Source organism: Stenotrophomonas sp. 86428_Sma (assembly GCF_056481585.1).
Map to the genome: position 1 here is coordinate 4,707,421 of NZ_CM151156.1, position 22,569 is coordinate 4,729,989.

Below are 22,569 nucleotides of genomic sequence, written 5' to 3' on the forward strand. Positions count from 1 at the left end.
TAGAGGGGAGCAGGATGTCGCACGTCTCAACGATCACCGCCGCGCGCCGGTGGCTGCCGGTTGCTTTGGCACTGGCGCTGGCCGCCTGCTCGGGAAAGGAAGAATCTGCAGCACCGGCCCCGGCCGCCGCACCCGCCACCGCTGCACCGGCCGCACCGGTGGTCGCCGCCAAGGTGCAGTCCATGGGCACCGAACAGCTGCGTGAATCGGCCAGCCAGGCACTGCGCGAGAACCGCATGTACGCGCCGGCCGGCGACAACGCCATCGAGTACTACCTCGCCCTGCGCGACAAGACACCGGACGACGCGTCGGTGAAGAGCGCGCTGACCGACCTGCTGCCCTACACCCTGATCGCCGCCGAGCAGCACCTGGGCCGCGAGGACTACACCGAGGCGCAGCGCCTGGTGGCACTGATCGAGAAGGTGGACGCCTCCGCTCCCGCCCTGCCGCGCCTGAAGGAAGGCCTGGCCAAGGGCGTGGAAAATGCGGCCAAGCGCAGCGAGACCGAAGCCGAGAAGGCCAAGAAGGACGCCGAAGACCGGACCAAGCAGCAGGCCGAACAGCAGCGCCTGACCGAGCAGCGCGCCAAGGAAGCCGATGCGGCCAAGCAGATTGCCGCGCAGCAGGATGCCGCACGCCGCGACAACGAGCGCCAGGAGGCGGAGCGCCAGGCCGCGGCCCGTCGCGATGCCGAACAGAAACAGCAGCAGGCCGCCGCCCAACAGGCCAGCGCCGCACGCCAGGCAGCCGCCGCGGCAGCGCCCACCCTCCGCCCGGTCAGCACGCCGGCGCCGCGCTATCCGGCCGAGGCACTGCGTTCGGGAACGTCGGGCGAAGTGCTGGTGGAGATCACCGTCGGTACCGACGGCTCAGTGGTCAGCGCCCGCGTGCTGCGCGCGACGTCGGGACGGACCTTCGACCGCGAAGCCCTGAACGCGGTCAAGCGCTGGCGCTTCGAGCCGGTCAACGCGCCGGTCACCACCCGCCGCACCCTGGTGTTCGCACCGGGCGGCTGACCGCAAAAAAGGGGACGGAGGGGATTAAGTCGTTTCTGCCACCTCCATGACGCCAAGGCCCGGTCCGTCCGGGCCTTGTCCGTTTCAGGCCGCGCCATCAATCAGGCGCTGCAACGCCGGATCGCGCGCGGCCAGCACCTGGAACAGGCCCAGCGCATGCAGGCCGGGCAGCAACGCGCGCAGGTCGGCTTCGGCAGTGGCGCGGGTGGCGTGATCGCTGGACGGATCCTGCCAGTCGCGGACGCTGGCCAGGAAAGCACCCACGCTGCCCTTGCGCACGGTGAGGCCGTTCACCTGCACGTCGTTCTGATGGTCGGGAAGAATGTCCTGTGGCTGCATGGGGAAGCGCTCCGTTGAAGTGGGCTCCAGTGTCGGAGCCCGGACGCGACGTTTCTGCCGTATAACTGCCAATCGATATGGCAGATCAGACAACCACCGCATTGATTGACCCGGCGCTGGCCAATGCCGCCGACGGGCCTGCATTGCTGGGGGCGCAGCTGCGCCTGCCGGGTCCGCGCCGCACGGCACGCCACCAGCACGCCCGCGGGCAGCTGCTGGGTGCACATCAGGGCCTGCTGCGGATCGAGGTCGGCGACCTGCACTGGCTGCTGCCGGCGGGTCATGTCGCCTGGATACCGCCTTCGCTGCCCCACGCACTGGCCAGTACCAGTGCGTTCGACGGCTGGAGCCTGTACTTCAGCGCGCAGGCCTGCACCGACCTGCCTGCAGCCCCTCGCATCTTCCAGCCGGGGCCGCTGCTGCAGGCCGCGGTGATTCGGGCGCTGCAGTGGCCGCATGTTCCACTGGATGCCACACAGGCACGACTGGCCGGTGTGATCGCCGATGAGATTGCCGCCAGCAAGCCTCTGCCGCTTGCCCTGCCACAACCGCGTGACCGGCGACTGCAGAAACTTGCCGCCGCACTGGCGCGCGCACCGCACGACAACCGCAGCATCGAGGACTGGGCCGCCAGCAGCGGTCTGTCCAGCCGCAGCCTCGCCCGCCATTGGCTGGCCGAGACCGGCCTGTCGCCAAGCCAGTGGCGGCAACGCCTGCGGGTGCTGCTGGCACTGCCACGCCTGCTGTCCGGCGAGCCGGTGATCAGCGTCGCGCTGTCGATGGGCTACGACACACCCAGTGCCTTCATCGCCGTGTTCAAGCGCGAGATGGGGGTGACGCCTGCGCGGTATGGAAAAGGGGACGGAGGGGATTAAGTCGCTTCTGCCCTCCCCCACATCAACTCGCGGCATCGCCTGATGCCCTTCGCGGTCACGGAGGCGGCAGGCTGATGATTCCTTGAAACCCCTGAACTGCCATGCCTCGACAAGCACGCCTGATGTTGGCCGAACAGCCGTATCACGTAACCCAGCGCGGTGTGAACAAGGGGGCGATCTTCGTTGACGATATCGACCGCCAGCTGTTTCTGCACCTTTTGCACAGCGCCTTCCTGAAGCATCAGGTCGCGCTGCATGCCTATGTATTGATGGGCAATCACGTCCATCTATTGGCCACACCCTCCACTCAGGCCGGCTTGGCCAACGCGATGCGGATGCAGGGCAACAACTATGTCCAGGCGTTCAATCAGCGGCATGAGCGCAGCGGACCACTCTGGCAGGGCCGCTTCCATTCTTCGATGGTGGACAGCGACGCCTATCTGCTCAGCGTCTATCGCTACATCGAACTCAATCCGGTTCGTGCAGGCATGACAGGCGCCCCGGAAGATCACCCTTGGTCGAGCGTGCATGGAAACCTGCAGCGCCGCGATGATCCGATGCTGACAGAACATCCCGCCTTTCGGGCACTGGCCTCGACCAAGCGACAGCGGACGACGCTCTATGCGCAGTTCCTGCGGGACGTGAACGCGTCCGCCGACCTGCCGGCAATACGCGCGCACAGTGCCGGGCAGCATCCGTTGGGAAATGCAGCTTACCTGCGGATGGTGGAACAGACACTGGGCCGCCCCGTGGTGCTGCGCAAGCGGGGGCGCCCTCAGAAGAAGGGGGCGGAGGGTTAAAAACGACTTAATCCCCTCCGTCCCCTTTTTGCAGTCAGCCCGAGATCGCCAGGCGCTCGTTGTGGTAACGGCGCACGGCGGCGAACCACAGCAGTGCGGCCAGGCCGAGGCTGGCACCGAGATAGATGGCCCAGACCGACGGCGTGATGGTCTCGTGGCGGATCACCTTCAACAGCATCTGGTTCTGCGACAGGAACGGCACGGCGTACTGCCACAGCTCGCTCTTCAGCGGATAGGCCACCAGCGCGTAGCCGGGCATCATCGGCAACAGCATCAGCCAGGTCATGTGGCTCTGCGCTTCCTTCATGCTCTTGGCCGCCGCCGACAGGAAGGTCAGCAGCGAGGTGCCGATCATCAGCATCGGCAACATCACCAGCAGCATCTGCAGCATCGAACCGACGTTCATGTTGAACTGGCGGCCGATGTTGCCGGGCGCGATCTGTGCGCTCACCTTGAATGCGACCAGGGTCAGCAGCAGTGACACGAAGCCGACCACGCAGGCAGCCGCGATCTTGCCGCTGACGATCGCGCTGCGCGAGCCGGGCGTGGCCAGCAGCGGCTCCAGTGACTGCCGCTCGCGCTCGCCGGCGGTGGCGTCCATCACCAGGTAGGCGCCGCCGATGAACGAGGTCAGCGTGAGCAGCACCGGCAGCAGCATCGACAGGATCATGCCGCGCTTGGCCTCGGCACTGGCCAGGTCCTGGCGCGCCACGTCCAGCGGCCGCGCCACCTGCGCGTCGATGCCACGCGCCATCAATCGCAGCGCGCCCACCTGGCCGTTGTAGGTGGCCAGCGCCGCCTCCAGACGCGCACTGGGTACTTCTGCGGCGCGACGGGTACTGTCCTTGATCACCTCCACCAGCGCCGGCTTGCCATCGGCCCAGTCCTTGCCGAAGTCATCGCTGATGCGCAGCGCCACGTCGATCTCCTGGCTGCGGATGGCCTCGGCCAGGTCCTTCGGTGCCGGCGCGGTGTTCAGCCCCTGCGCGGCGAGGAAACGCACCAGGTTGGGGGCGTTGTCCGCACCGATGGTCGGAATCTGCAGCGGCTGCTCGATCTGGGTGCGTACCCGGCTCTCGGCCAGCTTGCCCATGCCCAGCAGCAGCACCGGGTACAGCAGCGGCCCGAACAGCAGGGTCAGCAGCAGCGTGCGGCGATCACGGGAAAGGTCGCGCAGTTCCTTGCGCATCACCGTCATCAGGGTCGACATCATGCTCATGCGTGCAGGCCCTCTTCGCTGCCGATCAATTTCACGAACGCGTCTTCCAGGTTGGATTCGCTGGCTTGCGCACGCAGTTCATCGGCGCTGCCGGCAGCCATCACCGTGCCCTTGGCGATGATCACGATGTGATCGCACAGCGCGGCCACCTCCTGCATGATGTGGCTGGACAGGATCACGCAGCGGCCCTCTTCGCGCAGGCCCAGCAGGAAGCGGCGCAGTGCGCGCGTGGTCATCACGTCCAGACCGTTGGTCGGCTCATCCAGAATGACGTTGCGCGGGTCGTGCACCAGCGCGCGGGCGATCGCGGTCTTGGTGCGCTGGCCCTGCGAGAAGCCATCGGTCTGGCGGTCGAGGATGTCACCCATGTCCAGGGCATGCGACAGCACTTCGATGCGTTCGCGGATGCGCTCGGCCGACAGGCCATGCAGCTCGCCGAAGTAGGCGATGTTCTCGCGCGCGGTCAGGCGCTTGTAGACGCCACGCGCATCGGGCAGCACGCCAAGGTGGCGGCGTACTTCCACCGGATTGCGTGCGGCATCGACACCATCGACGCTGATGCTGCCCTGGTCCGGGGTCATCAGCGTGTACAGCATGCGCATGGTGGTGGTCTTGCCGGCACCATTGGGGCCCAGCAGGCCGGTGATGCGGCCGTCCTCGGCGCGGAAGCCGACGTTGGAGACCGCCTGGATGCGGCCGGTGCGGGTGTCGAAAGCCTTGTGCAGGTTGTCGGCGACGATCATGGTTCCCATCCGTTGAACGAGGTGAACGCCGGCACGTAGCTCAGCGTGTCCAGGCAGCCGGCATCCAGCGCCTTGGCATCGGTCTTGTCGATGAACTGGCCGAGCAGGCGCGGCATGCAGCCGGCACTCAGCGTGCCGTGGCCCTGGCCGCGGGCGACCAGCGCGCGGCCATTCGGCAGGCCCTTGAGGACCTGTTCGGCATAGCGCGGGGGTGTCACCGGGTCGAGTTCACCGGACAGCAGCAGCGCCGGTACGTCGCTGCGCAGCGGCACGGCATTGGACGCTGGCGCCGGCTGGTGCGGCCATACCGGGCAGGCCGCGAAGAAGGCACTGGCCACGTCGTTGCCGAACAGTCGCTCCGGGTCCTCGGCCGGCGCCTTGTAACGCGGCGCATCCTCGCTGCAGATCACCGACCACTGCATGCCTCGGTTGATCTGGAAATCCATGCTGCGGTTCGCACCGCGTGCCAGTGACGCCAGCGGTGCATAGCGGCCATGCGCGGCTTCATCGAGCACCAGCGGCAGCAGCGAGGAATACTGCGGCACATAGGAGAAGGCGAACGCCAGGCCGATCACGCTGTCCGGACTCAGCACATCCTGCCGGGTCTGGTTGGTGCCGGGGTCGCGATACTCCACCGAGACCGGCGCACGGCGCAGGGTCTCGACCACGCTGCGCAGCTGCGCGCGGGTGTCGGTCGGGAAGCGTTTGCTGCAGGCGGCATCCTTGCGGCACTGCGCCGACTGCAGGGCGATCGCATCCTCGAACGTCGTGGCGAAGTCGCCGCCCACCACCAGTTCATTGGGCACTACGCCATCGATGACGATGCTGCGGGTGTGCTGCGGATAGGCACCGGCATAGCGCTGGGCCACGCGGGTACCGTAGGAGCCGCCGACCAGGTTGATCCGGTCCACGCCCAAGGCCTGGCGTACCGCATCCAGGTCGGCGATGGCTTCGGTGGTCGTGTAGAAGCGGGCATCGGCACGCCCCTGCAGCGAGGCCGCGCAGCGCTGCGCGTAGTCGCGCAGCGACGCCTCGGTGGGAGCGGCGTCCTCGTCCATCTGCAGGTCCTTGCCGTCCGCGCCGAGGCAGCTGAGCGGGTTGGAGCCACCGGTACCCCGCTGGTCGACAAGGAAGATGTCGCGCTGCTTGCGCACCTGGCGCAGCGCGGTATCGACGATGACCGCCACTTCGCTGGCCGCCTGGCCGGGACCACCGGCCAGGAAGAACACCGGGTCGGGCTGGCTGGAGCCGCTGCTGCCCGATTCCAGCCAGGCGATGCGCAGGCCAATGCGTCGGCCATCGGGCTGGGCCCGGTCCTCCGGCACCTGCAGGGTGGCGCACTGCGCTTCCACGTTGGCGCTGGCGCCTTCGGTGGACAACGTGCAGGGCTGGAAGTCGATCGTGCCGAAACGGCGGCTGGGTGCATCGCTGGCGCTTTCGGCGCCGGGTGACGGTGACTGGCTGCAACCGGCAAGCATCAGGCTGGCCAACGCTGCGGCCAACGCGAGGTGGTGTCTTTGCATCGTGCTCGTTTCCCCTGGAGGACGTTCCTGGCAACCACGACGGGCTGCCGCGGAAGATGTGACTCAACTTACACGGGCACGGCGTCGTCGGCGATGGGCAGACGCGAAATCTCCGCCGGCGTGGCGCAGGCCAGGCGGTCGCGGCCTGCGGCCTTGGCCCGGTACAGCGCCGCATCCGCCGCTGCCAACAGCGTGGACAGGTCGCCGTGGCCGTCGTCCATGGCCAGGCCAATGCTGGCGGTGACCATCACCGGCCCGGTACCCAGCCGCGCCGGCTTCTGCTGCAGAGCGGTACGGATCGCCGCGGCCCGCGCCATCGCTTCACCCTGTGTGCTGCCGGCCAGCACCAGCACGAACTCCTCGCCACCGTAGCGGCCCAGCAGCGTGTCGTGGCCCTGCAAACCATGCTGCAGCAGCGCAGCGAAGTGACGCAGTACCTGGTCACCGGCCAGGTGGCCCCAGCGGTCGTTGATCTGCTTGAAGTGATCGACGTCGACCAGCAGCAGGGCCAGCGGCCGGCCCTGCCGACGCAGCCGCTGCAACTGCGCCTGGCCATCGGCCAGCACCGCGCTGCGGTTGAGCAGCCCGGTCAGGCCATCGGTGCGTGCCGCACGCCGCAGATCGACCAGCATGCGCTCGACCAGCAGCAGTACCATCGCGAAACATCGCGCCAGCTCCAGCATCACCCCGGCAATGTAGGTGACGAACATCGGCGTGCCGGTGCGCATGATGTCCTCACCGGCATCGGGCGCCACCGGCAGGAACAGGCGCACCGCGTACAGTGCCGCCTCGGCCAGGAACACCGCCGCCGCCAGACGGCAGCTGATGCGCTGCTGTACGGGGGCATGCCGCAGCAGCAGCCAGGCGATCCAGCCATCGACCAGCAGCGTGAACACACTGAACACCTGCAGGCGCACGCCCAGGTCCGGCCAGAGCACCAGGAAGGCGAAGATGCAGGCCATGAACGCGGCTGCCATCAACAACGGCCGCCACAGCGGCAGCGGCTGTTCCAGATGCAGCGCCACGCCGCGCAGCATCAGCACCGCGCAACCGGCCATCGCCGCATTCCCGGCCAGTATGGCCAGCGCCAACGGCAGGTAGGGGCGCAGCGCCAGCAGGGTCACGCCCAGGGTCAGCAGCCACAGGCTGGCGGTCCACAGGCGCAGCACCGGTTGCCCGCGCAGCACCACCAGCAGCAATGAGAACCCCACGGCGATGCCGATGCAGAGCAGGAAGCCAAGCACGGTGATGGTGGGGAAATCCAGGGACATGCGGCGCTCATCGGCCGGGGCGGCGCGCGCATCTTAGCGCCTTGCGGTGCGATCCCCGTGGCACTGCCTGGCCCGATGGCGATGCCGGGTCTGAAAACGGCGAGCATGACGGCCGGTGCATGCGCAGAATCCGGGGAAAACCAAGGAGACGCCCATGCATGCGTGGTATCTCGGTGGCCTCGACCACCGCCCCTTCCAGCACCTGTTCGAGAAGAGTGACACCGCGCTGGCTGCGCTGGGCATCCAGCGTCGCTGGGCCGGCGAAACAGGAGGACACCCCTGCCGGATCGGCCTGAGCGATCCGCCCAGCGGCAGCGAGCTGCTGCTGTTGTCCCATGTGCACCTGCCGCTGCACTCGCCCTATCACGCCTCGGGCCCGATCTTCGTGCAGCGTGGCGTAACGCGCTGCGTGCTGCCGCCGGGTGAGGTACCCGCCTATGTACAGCGCCGTACGATCTCGTTGCGCGCCTATGACCAGGCTGCATTGATGCTGGCCGCAGAGATCAGCGCGGGCACTGATGTTGCCGCCCGGCTGGACGCGCTGTTTGCCGACCCTGCCGTGGCCTTCGTGCAGCTGCACAACGCGGCCCACGGCTGCTTCTCGTGCCAGGCAGATCGAGTGGGTATGGCGCCGACGTAGCAGGATCTCCACGACGTGATCGATGCCACGCCGATCCCGTGACCGCCAACGCATCCGTTCAGTCCCGCGTGAAGCCTGCGGGAAGGGCTTCACACCCCCAGTCACGGATCGGCGCTTCGGTGGTTCCTCAGCCTGCATCGCGACTCGATACTCGCCGTGGTGCCGCCGAAAGTCCGCCGTGCAGCGCAGCTCCTGCGGTCACCGTTCTCTTTCGACGACCACAAGGAAGCGCCATGTCATTCCGATCCACACCGCTGTTGCTGGCCACCTCGTTCGCCGCTGCGGGCCTGTGCCTGGCCGGCAACGCATTCGCCCACGGCACCATGACCATGCCGGTCAGCCGCGTCTATGCCTGTTTCCAAGGCAATCCGGAGAACCCGACCAACCCGGCCTGCGCCGCCGCGAAAGCGGTGGGCGGTTCGCAGGCGTTCTACGACTGGAATGGCATCAACCAGGCCAATGCCAACGGCAACCACCAGGCCGTGGTGCCCGACGGCAAGCTGTGCAGCGGCAATAACCCGACCTTCCGCGGGCTGGATGTAAACCGCAGCGACTGGCAGACCACACCGATCCAGCCAGACGCCAACGGCAAGTTCACCTTCGTGTTCAAGGCGACCGCACCGCACGCCACGCGCGACTGGCGCTTCTTCGTCACCCGCGACGGCTGGCAACCGGGCAGCCCGCTGCGCTGGGCCGACCTGCAGGAGTTCTGCACGCTGGGCAACACGCCGCTGTCGGCCGATGGCACCTACAAGCTGCAATGCACGCTGCCACAGCGCAGCGGCCAGCATGTGATCTACAACACCTGGCAGCGCTCGGATTCGACCGAGGCGTTCTATACCTGCATGGACGTGCGCTTTGAAGGAGGCGGTGGCAGCACCCCGCCCGCAGCGCAGTGGCAGGATGCCGGCCCGGTCACCGCGCGCGGCGAGCTGCCGGTCGGCACCACCCTGGCGTTGCGCGTGTTCAACGCCAACGGCAATGATGTCGAACGCGTGGAAGCGACCCTGGCCAGTGGCCAGACTGCGGCCGCGCAGTGGCCGTTGGCGCTGGCCCGCAAGGTCAATACCAGCGCCCAGCACGCACGCGTGGGTGTGCTCAGCAATGGCGTGATCACACCGACGGCCTCGGCCACCGCCAACCGCGTGTACCTGAAGGATGGCAACCGCTTCCAGCTCGATACCCAGGTGCCCGACCCCGGCACGCCATCACCGGGCGGTGATTTTGACCACGTGTATCCCGCCGGTATCGGCAGCTACGTGCCGGGCCAGACCGTGGTGAAGGGCGGCGACGGCAAGCTTTATGCCTGCCGCCCGTTCCCGGAAGGTGCATGGTGCAACGTCAACGCCGAAGCCTACCGGCCGGGCGTGGGTGCAGCATGGCGCGATGCGTGGATCGCGTACTGAGGCAGTGATGCGGGAGGCGGTGCACAGTGCACCGCCTTTCGCCCGGATGGCGGCACAGTGAGCACCGTGTTGCAGATCGAACACAGCCGCCATCGATTTCAAACTTGTCCGATGTTGCCGACGGCCCTGCACGTGAAGACTGCGCGAGGTTTCCCACACTTCGCAAAGGAGTTCCTGCATGCACCTGTCCCACCGGGCAGTCCTCGCTCTGTCCGTCGTTGCCGGCCTGGCCCTGTCCGGCAGCGCCCTCGCCCACGGCACCATGTCCAAGCCGCTCAGCCGCGTGAAGCAGTGCCACGAAGGCAATCCGGAAAACCCGACCAACCCGGCCTGTGCCGCGGCCAAGGCCATCGGCGGCGCGCAGCCGTTCTATGACTGGAGCGCGATCGCCCACGGCAACGCCAATGGCAACCACCGCGACCTGGTGCGCGATGGCGAGCTGTGCAGCGCCAGCATCCCCAAGTACCGCGGCCTCGATCTGAATCGCAGCGACTGGCCGACCACGCCGATGCGCGCCGATTCGCGTGGCCGCTACACCTTCGAATTCCTGGCGCCGGCGCCGCACGCCACCCGCGAGTGGAAGTTCTACGTCACCCGTGACGGTTGGCAGCCGGGCAGCCCGCTGCGCTGGGCCGACCTGCAGGAATTCTGCACCCTGGGCAACGTGCCGCTGTCCGAAGGCGGTGTCTACAAGCTGGACTGCCCGCTGCCCAAGCGCACTGGCCAGCACATCATCTACAACACCTGGCAGCGCTCGGATTCGCAGGAAGCCTTCTACACCTGCATGGACGTGCGCTTCGAAGGTGGCGGTGGCGTGGTTCCGCCGCCGCAGTGGCAGGATGCCGGCGCGGTGACCGCCAATGGCGCACTGGACGTGGACAGCACCGTGACCCTGCGTGTGTTCAATGCCAACGGCAACGATCTGGAGCGCGTGGAAACCAAGCTGGCCGCTGGCCAGACCAGCCCGACGCAGTGGCCGCTGGCCCTGGCCCGCAAGGTCAATGCCAGTGCACAGCATGCGCGCGTGGGCGTGATGAAGAACGGCGTGATCACGCCGGTCGCCTCGGCCACCGACAACCGCGTGTACCTGAAGCCGGGCAACCGCTTCCAGCTGGAAACCCAGGTGCCGGGGCCGGGGCCGATCGATCCGGTCGATCCGCCGGGCGGCGACTTCGACTTCGTGTACCCGGCCGGCCTCGGCAACTACACGCCGGGCGAGACCGTGGTGAAGGGCACTGACGGCAAGCTGTATGCCTGCCGCCCGTTCCCGGAAGGCGCCTGGTGCAACATCAATGCCGATGCCTATCGTCCGGGCACCGGCTATGCGTGGCGCGACGCCTGGATCGCGTACTGAGGCAGGACACCGGGGGCGGCGTGATGCCGCCCCTGGTTCATGGGCTGCCGGCCAGCGGCCGGCACTACCAGGGTCCACGCGGTTGCCGGCCAGCGGCCGGCACTACGCAGGCTTACTTGCTGCTGACGTACTTCTCGCGGCGGATCTGCGGGTTGCCCAGCCCCGCGCCCTTCAGCAGTTCGGCACAGGCGTCGACCATGTCCGGGTTGCCGCACAGGTAGGCAATGTCGGTGGCCGGGTCCGGGGTGAAGCCGGCCAGCGCCTGCTGCACGTAGCCGTGCTGCACGTCCGGATGCGGATCAGCCGGCAGTTCACGCGACAGGCATGGAACATAACGGAAGTTCGGGTGCTTTTCGGCGAAGCTGTAGAAATCTTCGCTGTACAGCAGCTCACCCGGGCTGCGCGCGCCCTGCAGCAGCACGATCTGCACGCCGCGCTCGGCCATGGCCTTTTCCAGCAGCGGCAGCATCGAGCGGTACGGGGTAACGCCGGTGCCGGTGGCGATCAGCAGGTAGCGGGCATTGTGGTCACCGGGATTCAGGCAGAACCGGCCATAGGGGCCGGACGCACTGATCTGGCCGCCCTGCTCCAGCGCCTCGAACAGGGCCGTGGCGGCGCCACCGGGGACGAAACTGACCGCGATATCCACCGCCTCGCCCGGGCCCAGCGCGTGGTCGTGGATGGTCGCCAGCGAGTAGCTGCGCTTGGTTTCGGTGCCGTCGGCGTAGCTGAAATGGACCTGGATGAACTGACCGGGCTGGAAATCCAGCGGCTGCCCATCGTCACGCACGAACTGGTAGTGGCCGACGGTCGGGGCCAGCATGCGGCAGCCGACCAGCTTGAGGGGGAATTGAACAGGCACGACTTTTCGGGACAGTGTGTAGCCGGGGCAAGCCCTCGGGGTCTTCTATAATAGCCCCTCCCCGCCCCTCTCCAGCGCCAGCCCATGGGCGCGAAGGCTTCGAGCTTGGCATCCCAGAACGATACGGCGCCCGCCCTGCGCGTGCGCGACCTGCGCAAGACCTATGACAACGGCACCCAGGCCCTCAAGGGGGTTTCCCTGGAAGTGGCCCCGGGCGACTTCTTCGCCCTGCTCGGCCCCAACGGTGCCGGCAAGTCCACCCTGATCGGCATCATCAGCTCCCTGGTCAACCTCAGCGAGGGCCAGGTGGAAGTATTCGGCAGCGACCTGGTGCGCAACCGCAGCGCCACCATGCGCCTGATCGGGCTGGTGCCGCAGGAAATCAACTTCAACCTGTTCGAAAAGCCCTTCGACATCCTGGTGAACTACGCCGGTTTCTATGGCGTGCCGCGCGAGGAAGCCGAGGAGCGTGCCGAAGAGGAACTGAAGCGGGCGCACCTGTGGGAAAAGGCACAGGTGATGAGCCGTACGCTGTCCGGTGGCATGAAGCGCCGGCTGATGATCGCCCGCGCGATGATGACCCGCCCGCGCCTGCTGATCCTGGACGAGCCGACCGCCGGCGTGGACATCGAGATCCGCCGCGACATGTGGCGCGTGCTGAAGGAGATCAACGCCGCCGGCACCACGATCATCCTCACCACGCACTACCTGGAAGAAGCCGAGTACCTGTGCCGCCACCTGGCGATCATCAACCATGGCCAGATCGTCGAGCAGGGGCCGATGCGCACCCTGCTGGCCAAGCTGGACGTGGAAGGCTTCCTGCTGGACATCGACGGTGACCTGCCGGCGCAGCTGCCGGTGATCGAGGGCGCGACGCTGACCGCACCGGACCCGCACACGCTGGACATCGACATGCCGCGCGCAATGGACCTCAACCGCGTGTTTGCCACGCTCAACGAGTCCGGTATCCGCGTGCGATCGATGCGTACCAAGAGCAACCGCCTGGAGGAGCTGTTCGTGCGCCTCACCGGCAACCTGGAGAAGCCTGCATGAGCACCACCGAGCTGACCGACGGCCAGCGCAACCGCATCGCACTGATGACCATCGTGCGCCGCGAAGTCGCCCGCATCATGCGCATCTGGGGCCAGACCCTGGTGCCGCCGGCGATCACCATGACCCTGTACTTCCTGATCTTCGGCAACCTGATCGGGTCGCGCGTGGGGGACATGGGCGGCTACACCTACATGCAGTTCATCGTGCCGGGCCTGGTGATGATGAGCGTGATCCAGAACAGCTACGGCAACATCAGTTCCTCGTTCTTCGGTGCCAAGTTCGGCCGCCACGTGGAAGAGCTGCTGGTCAGCCCGATGCCGAACTGGGTGATCCTGTGGGGCTACGTGGCCGGTGCGGTGCTGCGCGGCCTGATGGTGGGCGTGATCGTGCTGATCATCGCGATGTTCTTCACCCCGGTGCGCATCCCGCACCCGCTGGTGATGCTGACCACGGTGATCCTGGGTGCGACGATCTTCTCGCTGGCCGGTTTCATCAACGCGGTGTATGCGAAGAAGTTCGATGACGTGGCGATCGTGCCGACCTTCATCCTGACCCCGCTGACCTACCTGGGCGGCGTGTTCTATTCGGTGAAGCTGCTGCCGGGCTGGGCGGAAGCGGCCACGCACGCGAACCCGATCTTCTACATGGTCAATGCATTCCGCTATGGCCTGCTGGGCAGCAGCGATGTGCCGCTGCCGGTGGCCTACGGGCTGATGATCGGCTTCGTGGTGGTGCTGACGGCGCTGGCGCTGTGGTTGCTGCGCCGTGGCGTGGGCATGCGCAGCTGAGGGGTGCCTGCAGGGCCTGCGGCACTGCGGCCCTGCACCTGCACCTGCAGTGGTAGTGCCGGCCGCTGGCCGGCAACAGCAACAGCCAAGGCGGAAGCATCACGAGTTGGGCGGGGCGGTGTGAGGGTGCAGGACACGCCGTAAACCCGTCCGTGGGGGCTCGATGGCGCCATCCATGGCGCCAACGGTCCTGCACCCCCACACCGCCCCACCCCTGACAGTTTCCGGTCGCTGTTGGTAGGTGTCGACCTTGGTCGACACGATGGATCCACGCCATGCGTGGATGGAGCGTTCACGGTAAGACCGATGCTTGGCTCTTTTCGTTTCGGATTACGGCTAGGCTGTGGCGATGAAGATCACTTCCATTGCGTTGGACAAGGCCGTGTCGGATGGTCCGATCGATGCGTTCAGCCACGTCCTGCTGAGCGATTCGCCTACGATGGATGAGGTGCTGGGTTGCCTGGCCTCGCTGCAGACGGCTGATCCCCGCCTTCGTTATCTCTGCACGCTCGACGATGTCGGCCAGTGCCGCTACACCAGCATGCACGCGTCCGACGACGAGCGCATCGCGCTGTACGAGGACGAAGACCCGGCGACGCCGGAAGATGCGTTGGCGGCACGCGAGCGGTTGCTGGCGCACGTCGTCGCGCAGCTCGAGCATTCCACGCATCGGCTGCAGTGGACAGCGCTGGCGGGTACGTTGATGTGCAGCGACGAGGACATCGAGGCGCTGGTCGCTGCCAATGCGAAGCCGGATCTCATCATCGATGACGTGGTCTGCGTGCAACAGGTACCCGTAGCCAGTGACGACCTGCTGATTGCCGCCCTGCCCAACGGTTACTTCAGCGCGGACTGGGACCTCTTCCAGAACCACGCCCTGATCCGGCATCTGCAGGAGCGCTACGACTACCGTCTGTTCGGACTCGGCGCATCGTGGCTCGGTTTCCAGCGCGACAGCGCACCGTCGCCTGCAGAGGCGGGCGCGTTGGTCGCGGACCTGCAGCGCATCTACGCGGCCGGAACGCACGACACCTGGTCACAACTGGCTGCAACGCTGGCCAACCGCACCACACTGCTATTGGGCTACACCGAAGACTTCAGCGAACAACTACCCTGAGCACCGCTCTACACGAGCTCGCGCAGCGAGCGACCCGCTTCCGCTCTTGATCTGCTTTCCGTGGTGGCCGCGCCCGGAACATGTCCGTGGCCGGACGGGTAGGTTGCGCAGGGGCGTGAGCCGCATGGATGCGGCGACCGAGCTTACAGGGACGTACTTGCAGCGTCCCCTGCGCGGCCTACCCGCCCGGCCTACCCCAATGAACAGTGCTTTCCGCGAACCACCACGAGGGGCTCCGCCGTTGGCCGCAATCTCCGGCACAATCGCACTCCTGATTCCCCAGAAAACGGTGAACGTGCAATGCGCATCCTGATCCTCGGCGCCGGCGGTACCGGCGGTTACTTCGGCGGTCGCCTGGCTCAGGCTGGCGTGGACGTGACCTTCCTGGTGCGCCCCGCACGCGCCGCCCAGCTGGACCGCGATGGCCTGGTCATCCGCAGCCCGCTCGGCGACGCCAGCTTCCCGGTGCAGCACGTCACCGCCGACGTCCTTCCCGCGCTTGCCGCACAGAAGCCGTTCGACCTGGTCATCCTCAGCTGCAAGGCCTACGACCTGGACAGCTCGATCGATGCCATCGCTCCGGCCGTGGGCGCGAACACCACCGTGCTGCCGATCCTCAACGGCCTGCATCACTACAAGGCGCTGGACCTGCGCTTCGGCCGCGACGCCGTGCTCGGCGGCCTGTGCTTCATCAGTGCCACCAAGGCCCCCGACGGCGCCGTGCTGCACTTGGGCAAGCCGGCCAAGCTCACCTTCGGCGAGCGCGACAGCGGTGCCATCTCCGAACGCGTGCGTGCCTTCGCCGCCGCCTGCGTGCAGGCCAACCTCGATCATCTGGCCAGCGAGCACATTGGCCAGGAACAGTGGATCAAGTACACCTTCCTGACCGCGCTGGCCGCCTCGACCTGCCTGCTGCGCGCGGATATCGGCAGCATCGTCGCCACCGATGATGGCGAGGCGATCGTGCGTGGCCTGTACGACGAATGCCTGGCCGTGGCCGAAGCTGCCGGTGAGCCGATTCCCGATGCTGCGCAGGACACCGCACGCGGCACCCTGACCCAGGCCGGCTCTGCGTTGAAGGCTTCGATGCTGCGCGATCTGGAAGCCGGCCAGCAGGTGGAGGCAGAACAGATCGTCGGCGACATGCTGGCGCGCGCGCGCAAGGCCGACCAGGAAGCTCTGCTGCTGCAGGTCGCCTACAGCAGCCTGCAGGCCTACCAGGCGCTGCGCAGCGCGTGAGCGCCGCGTTGCAGACCAACGCGCTGCCGGCGCGGGTGCTGATCCTCGGCATGGGCTGGAGCGGGTGCGTGCTGGCTACGCATCTGCGGGCGTTGGGCGTACACGTGGCCGGCACGGCGCGCGACCCGGCGTCGGCACCGCACGATGGCCTGCCGCGCCATCAGCTGCGAGCTGACATGCCACCGTCGCCCGCCCTGCTCGATGAGATCGCGCAGGCCGAGGCCGTGCTGTGCAGCGTGCCGCCCGATGCCGAGGGTGACCCGGCACTGCGTCTGCTGCTACCGGCACTGCAGGAAAGTCCGGCACTTCGCTGGGTGGGCTATCTGTCATCCACGTCGGTCTATGCCGATCGGGCCGGCGGCTGGATCAACGCAACCAGCGTGGCCGATGCCACTGAAACGACCGGCATGCAACGCAGACGCGCCGAGGACCAGTGGCGTGCGCTGGCGGAGCAGCGCGGTATCGCCTCGGCGGTATTCCGCCTGCCCGGCCTGTACGGGCCGGGACGCAATGCGCTGCTGCAGCTGGCACAGGGACGTGCGCGCCACGTAGTGCGTCCAGGGTTGGTGTTCAACCGCCTGCACGTGGATGACCTGGCAACGGTCGTTATCGCATCGATGCAGCGGCCGTGCGTGGATGGGCTGTATCTGCCAGCCGATGACGAGCCGGCACCATCGCAGGAGGTACTGGCCTTCGCCGCGCAGCTGGGCGGCTTTGCGATGCCACCTGCCATGGCCTGGGACGACCCTGCGCTGAGCCAGACGCTGCGGCGCTTCTACGAGAGCAACAAGCGCATCGACAGTCGTGGCACGCGTGAAGCGCTTGGGTGGCAGCCGCGCTTCCCAAGCTACCGTGAGGGCCTGCGCGACCTGCTCCGGTAGTGCCGGCCGCTGGCCGGCAACCGCGCGATTTTTGCGGCGTTCATGCTGCTGCCGGCCAGCGGCCGGCACTACCTGATCAACCCGCGTCGGGCAGGCGGAAGAACGTACGCGTCGCGGCAGTTGCATTCGCGGCGGTCACCGCCACGTCCTCGCCACGGTCACGCGCCAGTTCTTCCACGATGTGCGAGAGGAACATCGGTTCGTTGCGGCGGTCCTTCGGCATCGGTCTCAGCGTGCGCGGCAGCAGGTACGGCGCGTCGGTCTCGATCATCAGGCGGTTGGCCGGGATGTTCTTCACCAGCTCGCGCAGGTGCGCGCCACGGCGTTCGTCGCACAGCCAGCCGGTGATGCCGATGTACCAGTCCTGGTCCAGGTAATCAAACAGCTCGTCACGCTCGCCGGTGAAGCAATGCACCACCGCCGGGCCGATACGGCCTTCGAAGTTCTTCATCTGTGCCATGAAATCGGCATGCGCGTCGCGCTGGTGCAGGAACAGCGGCTTGCCGTTGTCTGCGGCCAGCTGCAGCTGGCGCTCGAACGCGCGGTGCTGGGCCGGGCGCGGCGAGAAGTCACGGAAGTAGTCCAGCCCGCACTCGCCCACAGCCACCACTTCCGGGTGGGCATGCAGCGCGCGCATCTCGGCGTCGCATTCCTCGGTGTACTCCACCGCATGATGCGGGTGCACGCCGGCGGTGGCATACAGGAAGCCCGGGTGCTGCTGCGCCAGCTGCAGGGCCAGTGGCGAGTGCTCGCGGCTGGCACCGGTGATGACCATCTGCACCACGCCGGCCTGCCGTGCGCGTTCAAGCACGGCATCGCGGTCACGGTCGAAGGAGTCGTGGGTCAGGTTGGCGCCGATATCGATCAGGTGCATGGTCATCGCGGGGGAAAAGTGCCCGCGCATTGTACCTGCGACCGCCGTGGCCCCTTATCCTTTGCACATGAACGCCCCGCTCTTCCCGATTTCCCCGCTGCTGCCACAGATCCAGCAGCATCTGGCCGCGCAGCCGCGGCTGGTGCTGGAGGCACCGCCCGGCGCCGGCAAGACCACCCAGGTGCCGCTGGCGCTGCTCGATGCACCGTGGCTGCAGGGGCGGAAGATCATCCTGCTGGAACCGCGCCGGGTCGCCGCGCGCAGCGCCGCGCTGTTCATGGCGCGGCAGCTGGGCGAAGAGGTCGGTGGCACCGTCGGCTACCGCATCCGCTTCGAGAACAAGGTTTCGGCACGCACCCGCATTGAAGTCGTCACCGAAGGCATCCTGACCCGCATGCTGCAGGACGACCCGATGCTGGAAACCGTCGGCGCGATCCTGTTCGACGAATTCCACGAACGCCACCTCAGTGGCGATCTGGGCCTGGCGCTGGCGTTGGACGTGCAGGCACAGCTGCGCGATGACCTGCGCCTGGTGGTGATGTCGGCGACGCTGGATGGTGAGCGCCTGGCCCGTTTCCTGGATGCGCCGCGGCTGAGCAGCGAAGGCCGCAGCTACCCAGTGGCGATCAGCCATTTCCCGGCGCGCCGCGATGAGGCGCTGGAGCTGCAGGTGCGCCGCGCGGTGCAGCAGGCCCTGGCTGAACATCCCGGTGACCTGCTGGTGTTCCTGCCCGGCCAGCGCGAGATCGCGCGGGTGCAGGCCGGGCTCCAGGAATCGCTGGATGCCGGCGTCGAAGTGCTGGCCCTGCACGGCGAACTGCCGGTGGAGCAGCAGGCGCGGGTCCTGCAGGCGGCCAGTGATGGTCGTCGGCGCGTGGTACTGGCCACCAACGTGGCCGAGTCTTCGGTGACGCTGCCCGGCGTGCGCGTGGTGATCGACAGCGGCCAGGCGCGCGAACCGCGCTACGACCCCAACAGTGGCTTCACCCGGCTGGACGTGGTGGCCATCGCCCAAGCGTCGGCCGACCAGCGCGCCGGTCGCGCCGGTCGCGTGGCCGAAGGCGTGGCGTGGCGGCTGTGGCCGCAGTCGCAGCGGCTGGAGCCGCAGCGCCGCGCCGAAATCGATCAGGTCGAGCTGGCCGGACTGGCGCTGGAACTGGCCGCCTGGGGCAGCAGCGACCTGCGCTTCCTCGATCCGCCACCGGCCGGCCCGATGGGTGCCGCCCGCGAACTGCTGCAGCGGCTCGGCGCGCTGTCCAGCAGCGGTGCGATCACCGCACTTGGCCGCCGTGTGCTGGCGCTGGGCACGCATCCGCGGATGGCGGCGATGCTGCTGGCCGCGCCCGATGCCCGCGCACAGGCGCTGGCCGCCGATCTGGCCGCCCTGCTGGAGGCGCGCGATCCGTTGCGCCAGGGCGGTGATGCGCTGGCCGCGCGTTGGCGTGCGCTGGCGGCGTTCCGCAATGGCCGCGCACCGGGCGACGCCAACCGCAGCGGCCTGGCCGCGATCGATGCCGCCGCCAAGCAGTGGCGTCGCCGCCTGCGCTGCGAGGCCGCACCACCGGCCAGCATCGAGGCGCACGAAATGGGCGACCTGCTCGCGCACGCGTTCCCGGACCGCATCGGTGTCCAGCACCCCAGCGACCCACTGCGCTACCTGCTGGCCAACGGTCGCAGCGCACGCCTGCACGATCTGAGCGACCTGCGTGGCGAGCCGTGGCTGGTAGCCAGTGAACTGCGCTTCGAGGCACGCGACGCGCTGCTGCTGCGTGCCGCACCGGTGGACGAAGGCCAGCTGCGCAAGGCCTGGCCGGAGCGCTTCGTGACCGAGGACGTAGTGCGCTGGGACAGCGAGCGTCGCGCCCTGGTGGCACTGCGCGAGACCCGTTTCGACCGCATCGTGCTGGACAGCCGCTCGGCAGGCCGGGTCGATCCGCAGCACGCCGCACAGGCGCTGACCGACGCGGTGGCCGAACTCGGCCTGCAGGCGCTGCCGTGGACCGAAGGCCTGCGCCAATGGCAGGCACGCGTGGAGTCGCTGCGGCGCTGGATGCCCGAACTCGGCCTGCCCGACTGCAGCGACGACGCCCTGCTGGCCACGCGTGCGCAATGGCTGCAGCCTGCGTTCGCCGGCAAGAGCCGCCTGGATGCGCTGGACGAGTCCAGCTTCGGCGAAGCGCTGAAGTCGCCCCTGGAATGGTCACAGCGTCAGCTGGTCGAGCGTCATGCACCGACCCGCATCACCGTACCCTCCGGGCTGGAGCGGCCGATCACCTACGCGCTGGACAGCGAGAGCGGCGAACCGCTGCCGCCGGTGCTGGCGGTGAAACTTCAGGAACTGTTCGGCCTGGCCGACACGCCGCGCATCGCCGATGGCCGCGTCCCACTGACCCTGCACCTGCTCTCGCCCGGTGGCCGCCCGCTGCAGGTCACCCAGGACCTGCGCAATTTCTGGGAAAACACCTACGCGGAAGTGAAAAAGGAAATGAAGGGCCGCTACCCGCGCCATCCGTGGCCGGATGACCCGTGGACGGCGACGGCCACCCATCGGGCCAAGCCGCGCGGGACCTGACCGGTGGGGCCGGCTGCGGACCCTGCCTGATCCTGAATGGCTGCGGTAAAGTCACGCCACGTGTGACCTCGACTGACATACCGTTTACGGGCAACACGCGACACTGGACTTCGACCCGAGGCAAAGGACCCCCGCATGAGCAAGCTGACCGTAATCACCGACCGCGCTCTGGAGCGCGCCCTGGAGCTGGCCCACACCGCCGGCGATGGCCTGAAGAGCGCCGGTGGCAGCCTGCGCAATGCGGACTGGATCAAGACCGGCGCCGCCATCGGCGCAGTGAAGACCGGCGGCAAGGCCGCAACCAAGTTCGTGCGCCGCAATCCGGCAGTGGCCGTGGCCGCCGCTGCGGTCGGTGTAGGCCTGCTCGGCTACGCGCTGTACCGCAAGCAGCAGAAGAAGAAGGCCGCCAATGGCCACGTGGTGAATGGCCAGGCGCAGCGCATCAACGCACGTGACCGCCGCAACGACACCGTGGTGGACGAGCACAGCGATATCGGCAGCGACGCCTGAGCCTGCCGGGGTCGGATCCTTTCCACAGGAAGGACTCTGACCCCAAGGCACTACATGAGGGCCGGACACCGGAAGGTATCCGGCCCTTTCTGCATCAACCGATCTGCCGCCACTGCCCCGGCTGCAGGTCGTCCAGCCGGTAAGGCCCCATCGACACGCGGACCAGCCGCAGCGTCGGCAGGTTCACCGCCGCGGTCATCCGCCGCACCTGCCGGTTGCGGCCTTCCCGGATCGTGATCGCCAGCCAGGCGTCGGGCACGGTCTTGCGGAAGCGTACCGGCGGATCGCGTGTCCACAGCGACGGCGCCGGATCGAGGCGCTCGATCTTCGCCGGCAGGGTCGGCCCGTCATTGAGCACCACGCCCGTGCGCAGCTGCTGCAGCTGTTCGTCGCTGGGCATGCCTTCCACCTGCACCCAGTAGGTCTTGTCAGCCTTGTGCCTCGGGTCGGTCAGCTTGTGCGCCAGCGTACCGTTGTCGGTCAGCAGCAGCAGGCCTTCGCTGTCATGGTCCAGGCGACCGGCGGCATACACGCGCGGCGGCAGGCCGAACCCGGCCAGGGTCGGCCGCGGTGGCACGCTGCGGTCGGTGAACTGGCAGAGCACGTTGAAGGGCTTGTTGAAGGCGATCAGCATTGCGGGCACGGCAGGCGGCGGGTGGGGCATTGTCCCATGCCGCGTGCGGCGGCTCGAAAGGTGCCGGTCAAGTCGGCCGGCATAGCCCATGCCCGGCTGCGCTTTCCTGCGACCACGAACACGAAGGGCTCAGCCGAATACCTTCCACTGCAGCAGGAACGACCCCAGCACCAACACGAAACCGCATGCCGTGACGACATTGGCCCGGCGACGCAGCGCCGCGGGTGGCGGACAGGTCATGCGGGCGCGTTCGTCCAGCACCCCGCCAAAGAACAGCACCGCAAAACCCGTCGCTCCCAGCAGGTCGTAAGCATGCCCACCGTGGTACACAAAGTCATACAGCCGCGGCAGCACCAGCACCGCGATGACGATATACAGCACCTTCTTCAACGGTCCATGTCCTTGAATTCGATTGGACTCCGGCGCATGGCCGGACCTGGGGCCAGCCATACGTTGCGCTGCGCGCGGTGAGCGTGGTTGCGGCTGCGCTTTCCTGCCGCCCCAATCTCGGCCGGCTCAGCCGAAAACCTTCCATTCCAGCAGGAACGAGCCCAGCACCAGTGCGATGCCGCACGCGGCGATGACATTGGCCCGCCGCCGCAGGCCTGCGGCCGGCGGGTCGGCCCTGCGCGAACGTTCCTCCAGAAGGGCACCCGCGAACAGCACGGCAAACCCTACCGTCGCCATCAGATCGTGGGCATGACCACCGTAGAACACAAAATCGATCAACCGCCCCAGCACCAGCACCGCGACAGCGATGTAAAAGACCTTCTTCAACAATTCATGTCCTTGCATACGATCGAATTCCGGCGCATGGCCGGTTGGGACCAGCCATGCGCCGCGCTACGCGCGA

Annotated in this window: 23 protein-coding genes; 13 read left to right on the top strand and 10 right to left on the bottom strand. The window is 67.6% G+C overall.

Annotation, left to right across the window (positions count from 1 at the left end):
* The first annotated feature begins 14 nt into the window (after positions 1-14).
* Positions 15-1,016: an energy transducer TonB gene (locus tag ACZK3J_RS21590; protein ID WP_182266886.1), complete on the top strand. Its 1,002-nt coding sequence runs from the start codon at positions 15-17 to the stop codon at positions 1,014-1,016.
* 84 nt (positions 1,017-1,100) lie between these two features.
* Here the strand turns inward: ACZK3J_RS21590 and ACZK3J_RS21595 are convergent, their stop codons facing one another.
* A complete protein-coding gene (locus tag ACZK3J_RS21595; RefSeq protein WP_197615693.1) occupies positions 1,101-1,355 on the bottom strand; it encodes a hypothetical protein in 255 nt (84 codons plus the stop codon).
* 77 nt (positions 1,356-1,432) lie between these two features.
* Here ACZK3J_RS21595 and ACZK3J_RS21600 point away from each other — a divergent pair, with 77 nt between their 5' ends.
* Both ACZK3J_RS21600 and ACZK3J_RS21605 read left to right on the top strand, forming a co-directional pair.
* Positions 1,433-2,230 (top strand): AraC family transcriptional regulator, encoded by a 798-nt coding sequence (locus ACZK3J_RS21600; protein ID WP_071228552.1) that lies wholly within the window; start codon positions 1,433-1,435, stop codon positions 2,228-2,230.
* Between the two features lie 101 nt (positions 2,231-2,331).
* Positions 2,332-3,030, top strand: coding sequence for a transposase (locus ACZK3J_RS21605; RefSeq protein WP_049460585.1), 699 nt, complete (start codon positions 2,332-2,334; stop codon positions 3,028-3,030).
* Between the two features lie 34 nt (positions 3,031-3,064).
* On the opposite strand, the gene ACZK3J_RS21610 is transcribed toward ACZK3J_RS21605, so the two are convergent.
* From ACZK3J_RS21610 to ACZK3J_RS21625, 4 genes are all read right to left on the bottom strand, one after another.
* Positions 3,065-4,249 (bottom strand): ABC transporter permease, encoded by a 1,185-nt coding sequence (locus tag ACZK3J_RS21610; RefSeq protein ID WP_049460587.1) that lies wholly within the window; start codon positions 4,247-4,249, stop codon positions 3,065-3,067.
* Positions 4,246-4,992 (bottom strand): ABC transporter ATP-binding protein, encoded by a 747-nt coding sequence (locus ACZK3J_RS21615; RefSeq protein WP_049400883.1) that lies wholly within the window; start codon positions 4,990-4,992, stop codon positions 4,246-4,248. The genes ACZK3J_RS21610 and ACZK3J_RS21615 overlap by 4 nt, the downstream gene beginning before the upstream one ends.
* Positions 4,989-6,515, bottom strand: a complete 1,527-nt coding sequence (locus ACZK3J_RS21620) for an alpha/beta hydrolase (RefSeq protein ID WP_049460588.1) — start codon at positions 6,513-6,515, stop codon at positions 4,989-4,991. Before ACZK3J_RS21620 ends, ACZK3J_RS21615 begins: the two co-directional genes overlap by 4 nt.
* 68 nt (positions 6,516-6,583) lie before the next feature.
* Positions 6,584-7,786 carry a GGDEF domain-containing protein gene (locus ACZK3J_RS21625; protein ID WP_478476233.1) on the bottom strand — a complete coding sequence of 401 codons (1,203 nt, stop codon included), beginning with the start codon at positions 7,784-7,786 and terminating at the stop codon, positions 6,584-6,586.
* A gap of 154 nt (positions 7,787-7,940) precedes the next feature.
* Between ACZK3J_RS21625 and ACZK3J_RS21630 the strand changes: the two genes are divergently transcribed.
* From ACZK3J_RS21630 to ACZK3J_RS21640, 3 genes are all read left to right on the top strand, one after another.
* Positions 7,941-8,426, top strand: a complete 486-nt coding sequence (locus tag ACZK3J_RS21630; protein WP_032129137.1) for a DUF1203 domain-containing protein — start codon at positions 7,941-7,943, stop codon at positions 8,424-8,426.
* Positions 8,427-8,659: 233 nt separating this feature from the next.
* Entirely contained in the window at positions 8,660-9,832 is a 1,173-nt protein-coding gene (locus ACZK3J_RS21635; protein WP_049460593.1) for a lytic polysaccharide monooxygenase, read from the top strand.
* Between the two features lie 178 nt (positions 9,833-10,010).
* Complete coding sequence (locus tag ACZK3J_RS21640) at positions 10,011-11,186, top strand: lytic polysaccharide monooxygenase (RefSeq protein WP_149908937.1); 1,176 nt, start codon at positions 10,011-10,013, stop codon at positions 11,184-11,186.
* A 112-nt stretch (positions 11,187-11,298) separates the two neighbouring features.
* Here ACZK3J_RS21640 and ACZK3J_RS21645 read toward each other — a convergent pair whose 3' ends face one another.
* Entirely contained in the window at positions 11,299-12,048 is a 750-nt protein-coding gene (locus ACZK3J_RS21645) for a ferredoxin--NADP reductase (RefSeq protein WP_080356485.1), read from the bottom strand.
* An 84-nt stretch (positions 12,049-12,132) separates the two neighbouring features.
* Between ACZK3J_RS21645 and ACZK3J_RS21650 the strand changes: the two genes are divergently transcribed.
* From ACZK3J_RS21650 to ACZK3J_RS21670, 5 genes are all read left to right on the top strand, one after another.
* A complete protein-coding gene (locus tag ACZK3J_RS21650) occupies positions 12,133-13,101 on the top strand; it encodes an ABC transporter ATP-binding protein (protein WP_478476234.1) in 969 nt (322 codons plus the stop codon).
* Positions 13,098-13,889, top strand: coding sequence for an ABC transporter permease (locus ACZK3J_RS21655; protein WP_005411568.1), 792 nt, complete (start codon positions 13,098-13,100; stop codon positions 13,887-13,889). The genes ACZK3J_RS21650 and ACZK3J_RS21655 overlap by 4 nt, the downstream gene beginning before the upstream one ends.
* A gap of 349 nt (positions 13,890-14,238) precedes the next feature.
* A complete protein-coding gene (locus ACZK3J_RS21660; protein ID WP_049460599.1) occupies positions 14,239-15,006 on the top strand; it encodes a hypothetical protein in 768 nt (255 codons plus the stop codon).
* A gap of 300 nt (positions 15,007-15,306) precedes the next feature.
* Complete coding sequence (gene panE, locus ACZK3J_RS21665; RefSeq protein ID WP_049460601.1) at positions 15,307-16,245, top strand: 2-dehydropantoate 2-reductase; 939 nt, start codon at positions 15,307-15,309, stop codon at positions 16,243-16,245.
* A gap of 50 nt (positions 16,246-16,295) precedes the next feature.
* Positions 16,296-17,126, top strand: a complete 831-nt coding sequence (locus ACZK3J_RS21670; protein ID WP_180862769.1) for a Rossmann-fold NAD(P)-binding domain-containing protein — start codon at positions 16,296-16,298, stop codon at positions 17,124-17,126.
* 76 nt (positions 17,127-17,202) lie between these two features.
* Here ACZK3J_RS21670 and ACZK3J_RS21675 read toward each other — a convergent pair whose 3' ends face one another.
* Positions 17,203-18,000, bottom strand: coding sequence for a TatD family hydrolase (locus ACZK3J_RS21675; protein WP_049460617.1), 798 nt, complete (start codon positions 17,998-18,000; stop codon positions 17,203-17,205).
* A 67-nt stretch (positions 18,001-18,067) separates the two neighbouring features.
* Here ACZK3J_RS21675 and hrpB point away from each other — a divergent pair, with 67 nt between their 5' ends.
* Positions 18,068-20,572, top strand: a complete 2,505-nt coding sequence (gene hrpB / locus ACZK3J_RS21680) for an ATP-dependent helicase HrpB (protein ID WP_049460604.1) — start codon at positions 18,068-18,070, stop codon at positions 20,570-20,572.
* 135 nt (positions 20,573-20,707) lie between these two features.
* Positions 20,708-21,082 (top strand): hypothetical protein, encoded by a 375-nt coding sequence (locus tag ACZK3J_RS21685; protein ID WP_019336760.1) that lies wholly within the window; start codon positions 20,708-20,710, stop codon positions 21,080-21,082.
* Positions 21,083-21,176: 94 nt separating this feature from the next.
* On the opposite strand, the gene ACZK3J_RS21690 is transcribed toward ACZK3J_RS21685, so the two are convergent.
* The 3 genes from ACZK3J_RS21690 to ACZK3J_RS21700 form a co-directional block, all read right to left on the bottom strand.
* Positions 21,177-21,716 (bottom strand): pseudouridine synthase, encoded by a 540-nt coding sequence (locus tag ACZK3J_RS21690; RefSeq protein WP_049460607.1) that lies wholly within the window; start codon positions 21,714-21,716, stop codon positions 21,177-21,179.
* Positions 21,717-21,845: 129 nt separating this feature from the next.
* Positions 21,846-22,097: a hypothetical protein gene (locus ACZK3J_RS21695; RefSeq protein ID WP_223224685.1), complete on the bottom strand. Its 252-nt coding sequence runs from the start codon at positions 22,095-22,097 to the stop codon at positions 21,846-21,848.
* 135 nt (positions 22,098-22,232) lie between these two features.
* Positions 22,233-22,496 (bottom strand): hypothetical protein, encoded by a 264-nt coding sequence (locus ACZK3J_RS21700; protein WP_223276875.1) that lies wholly within the window; start codon positions 22,494-22,496, stop codon positions 22,233-22,235.
* Between the last annotated feature and the right edge of the window lie 73 nt (positions 22,497-22,569).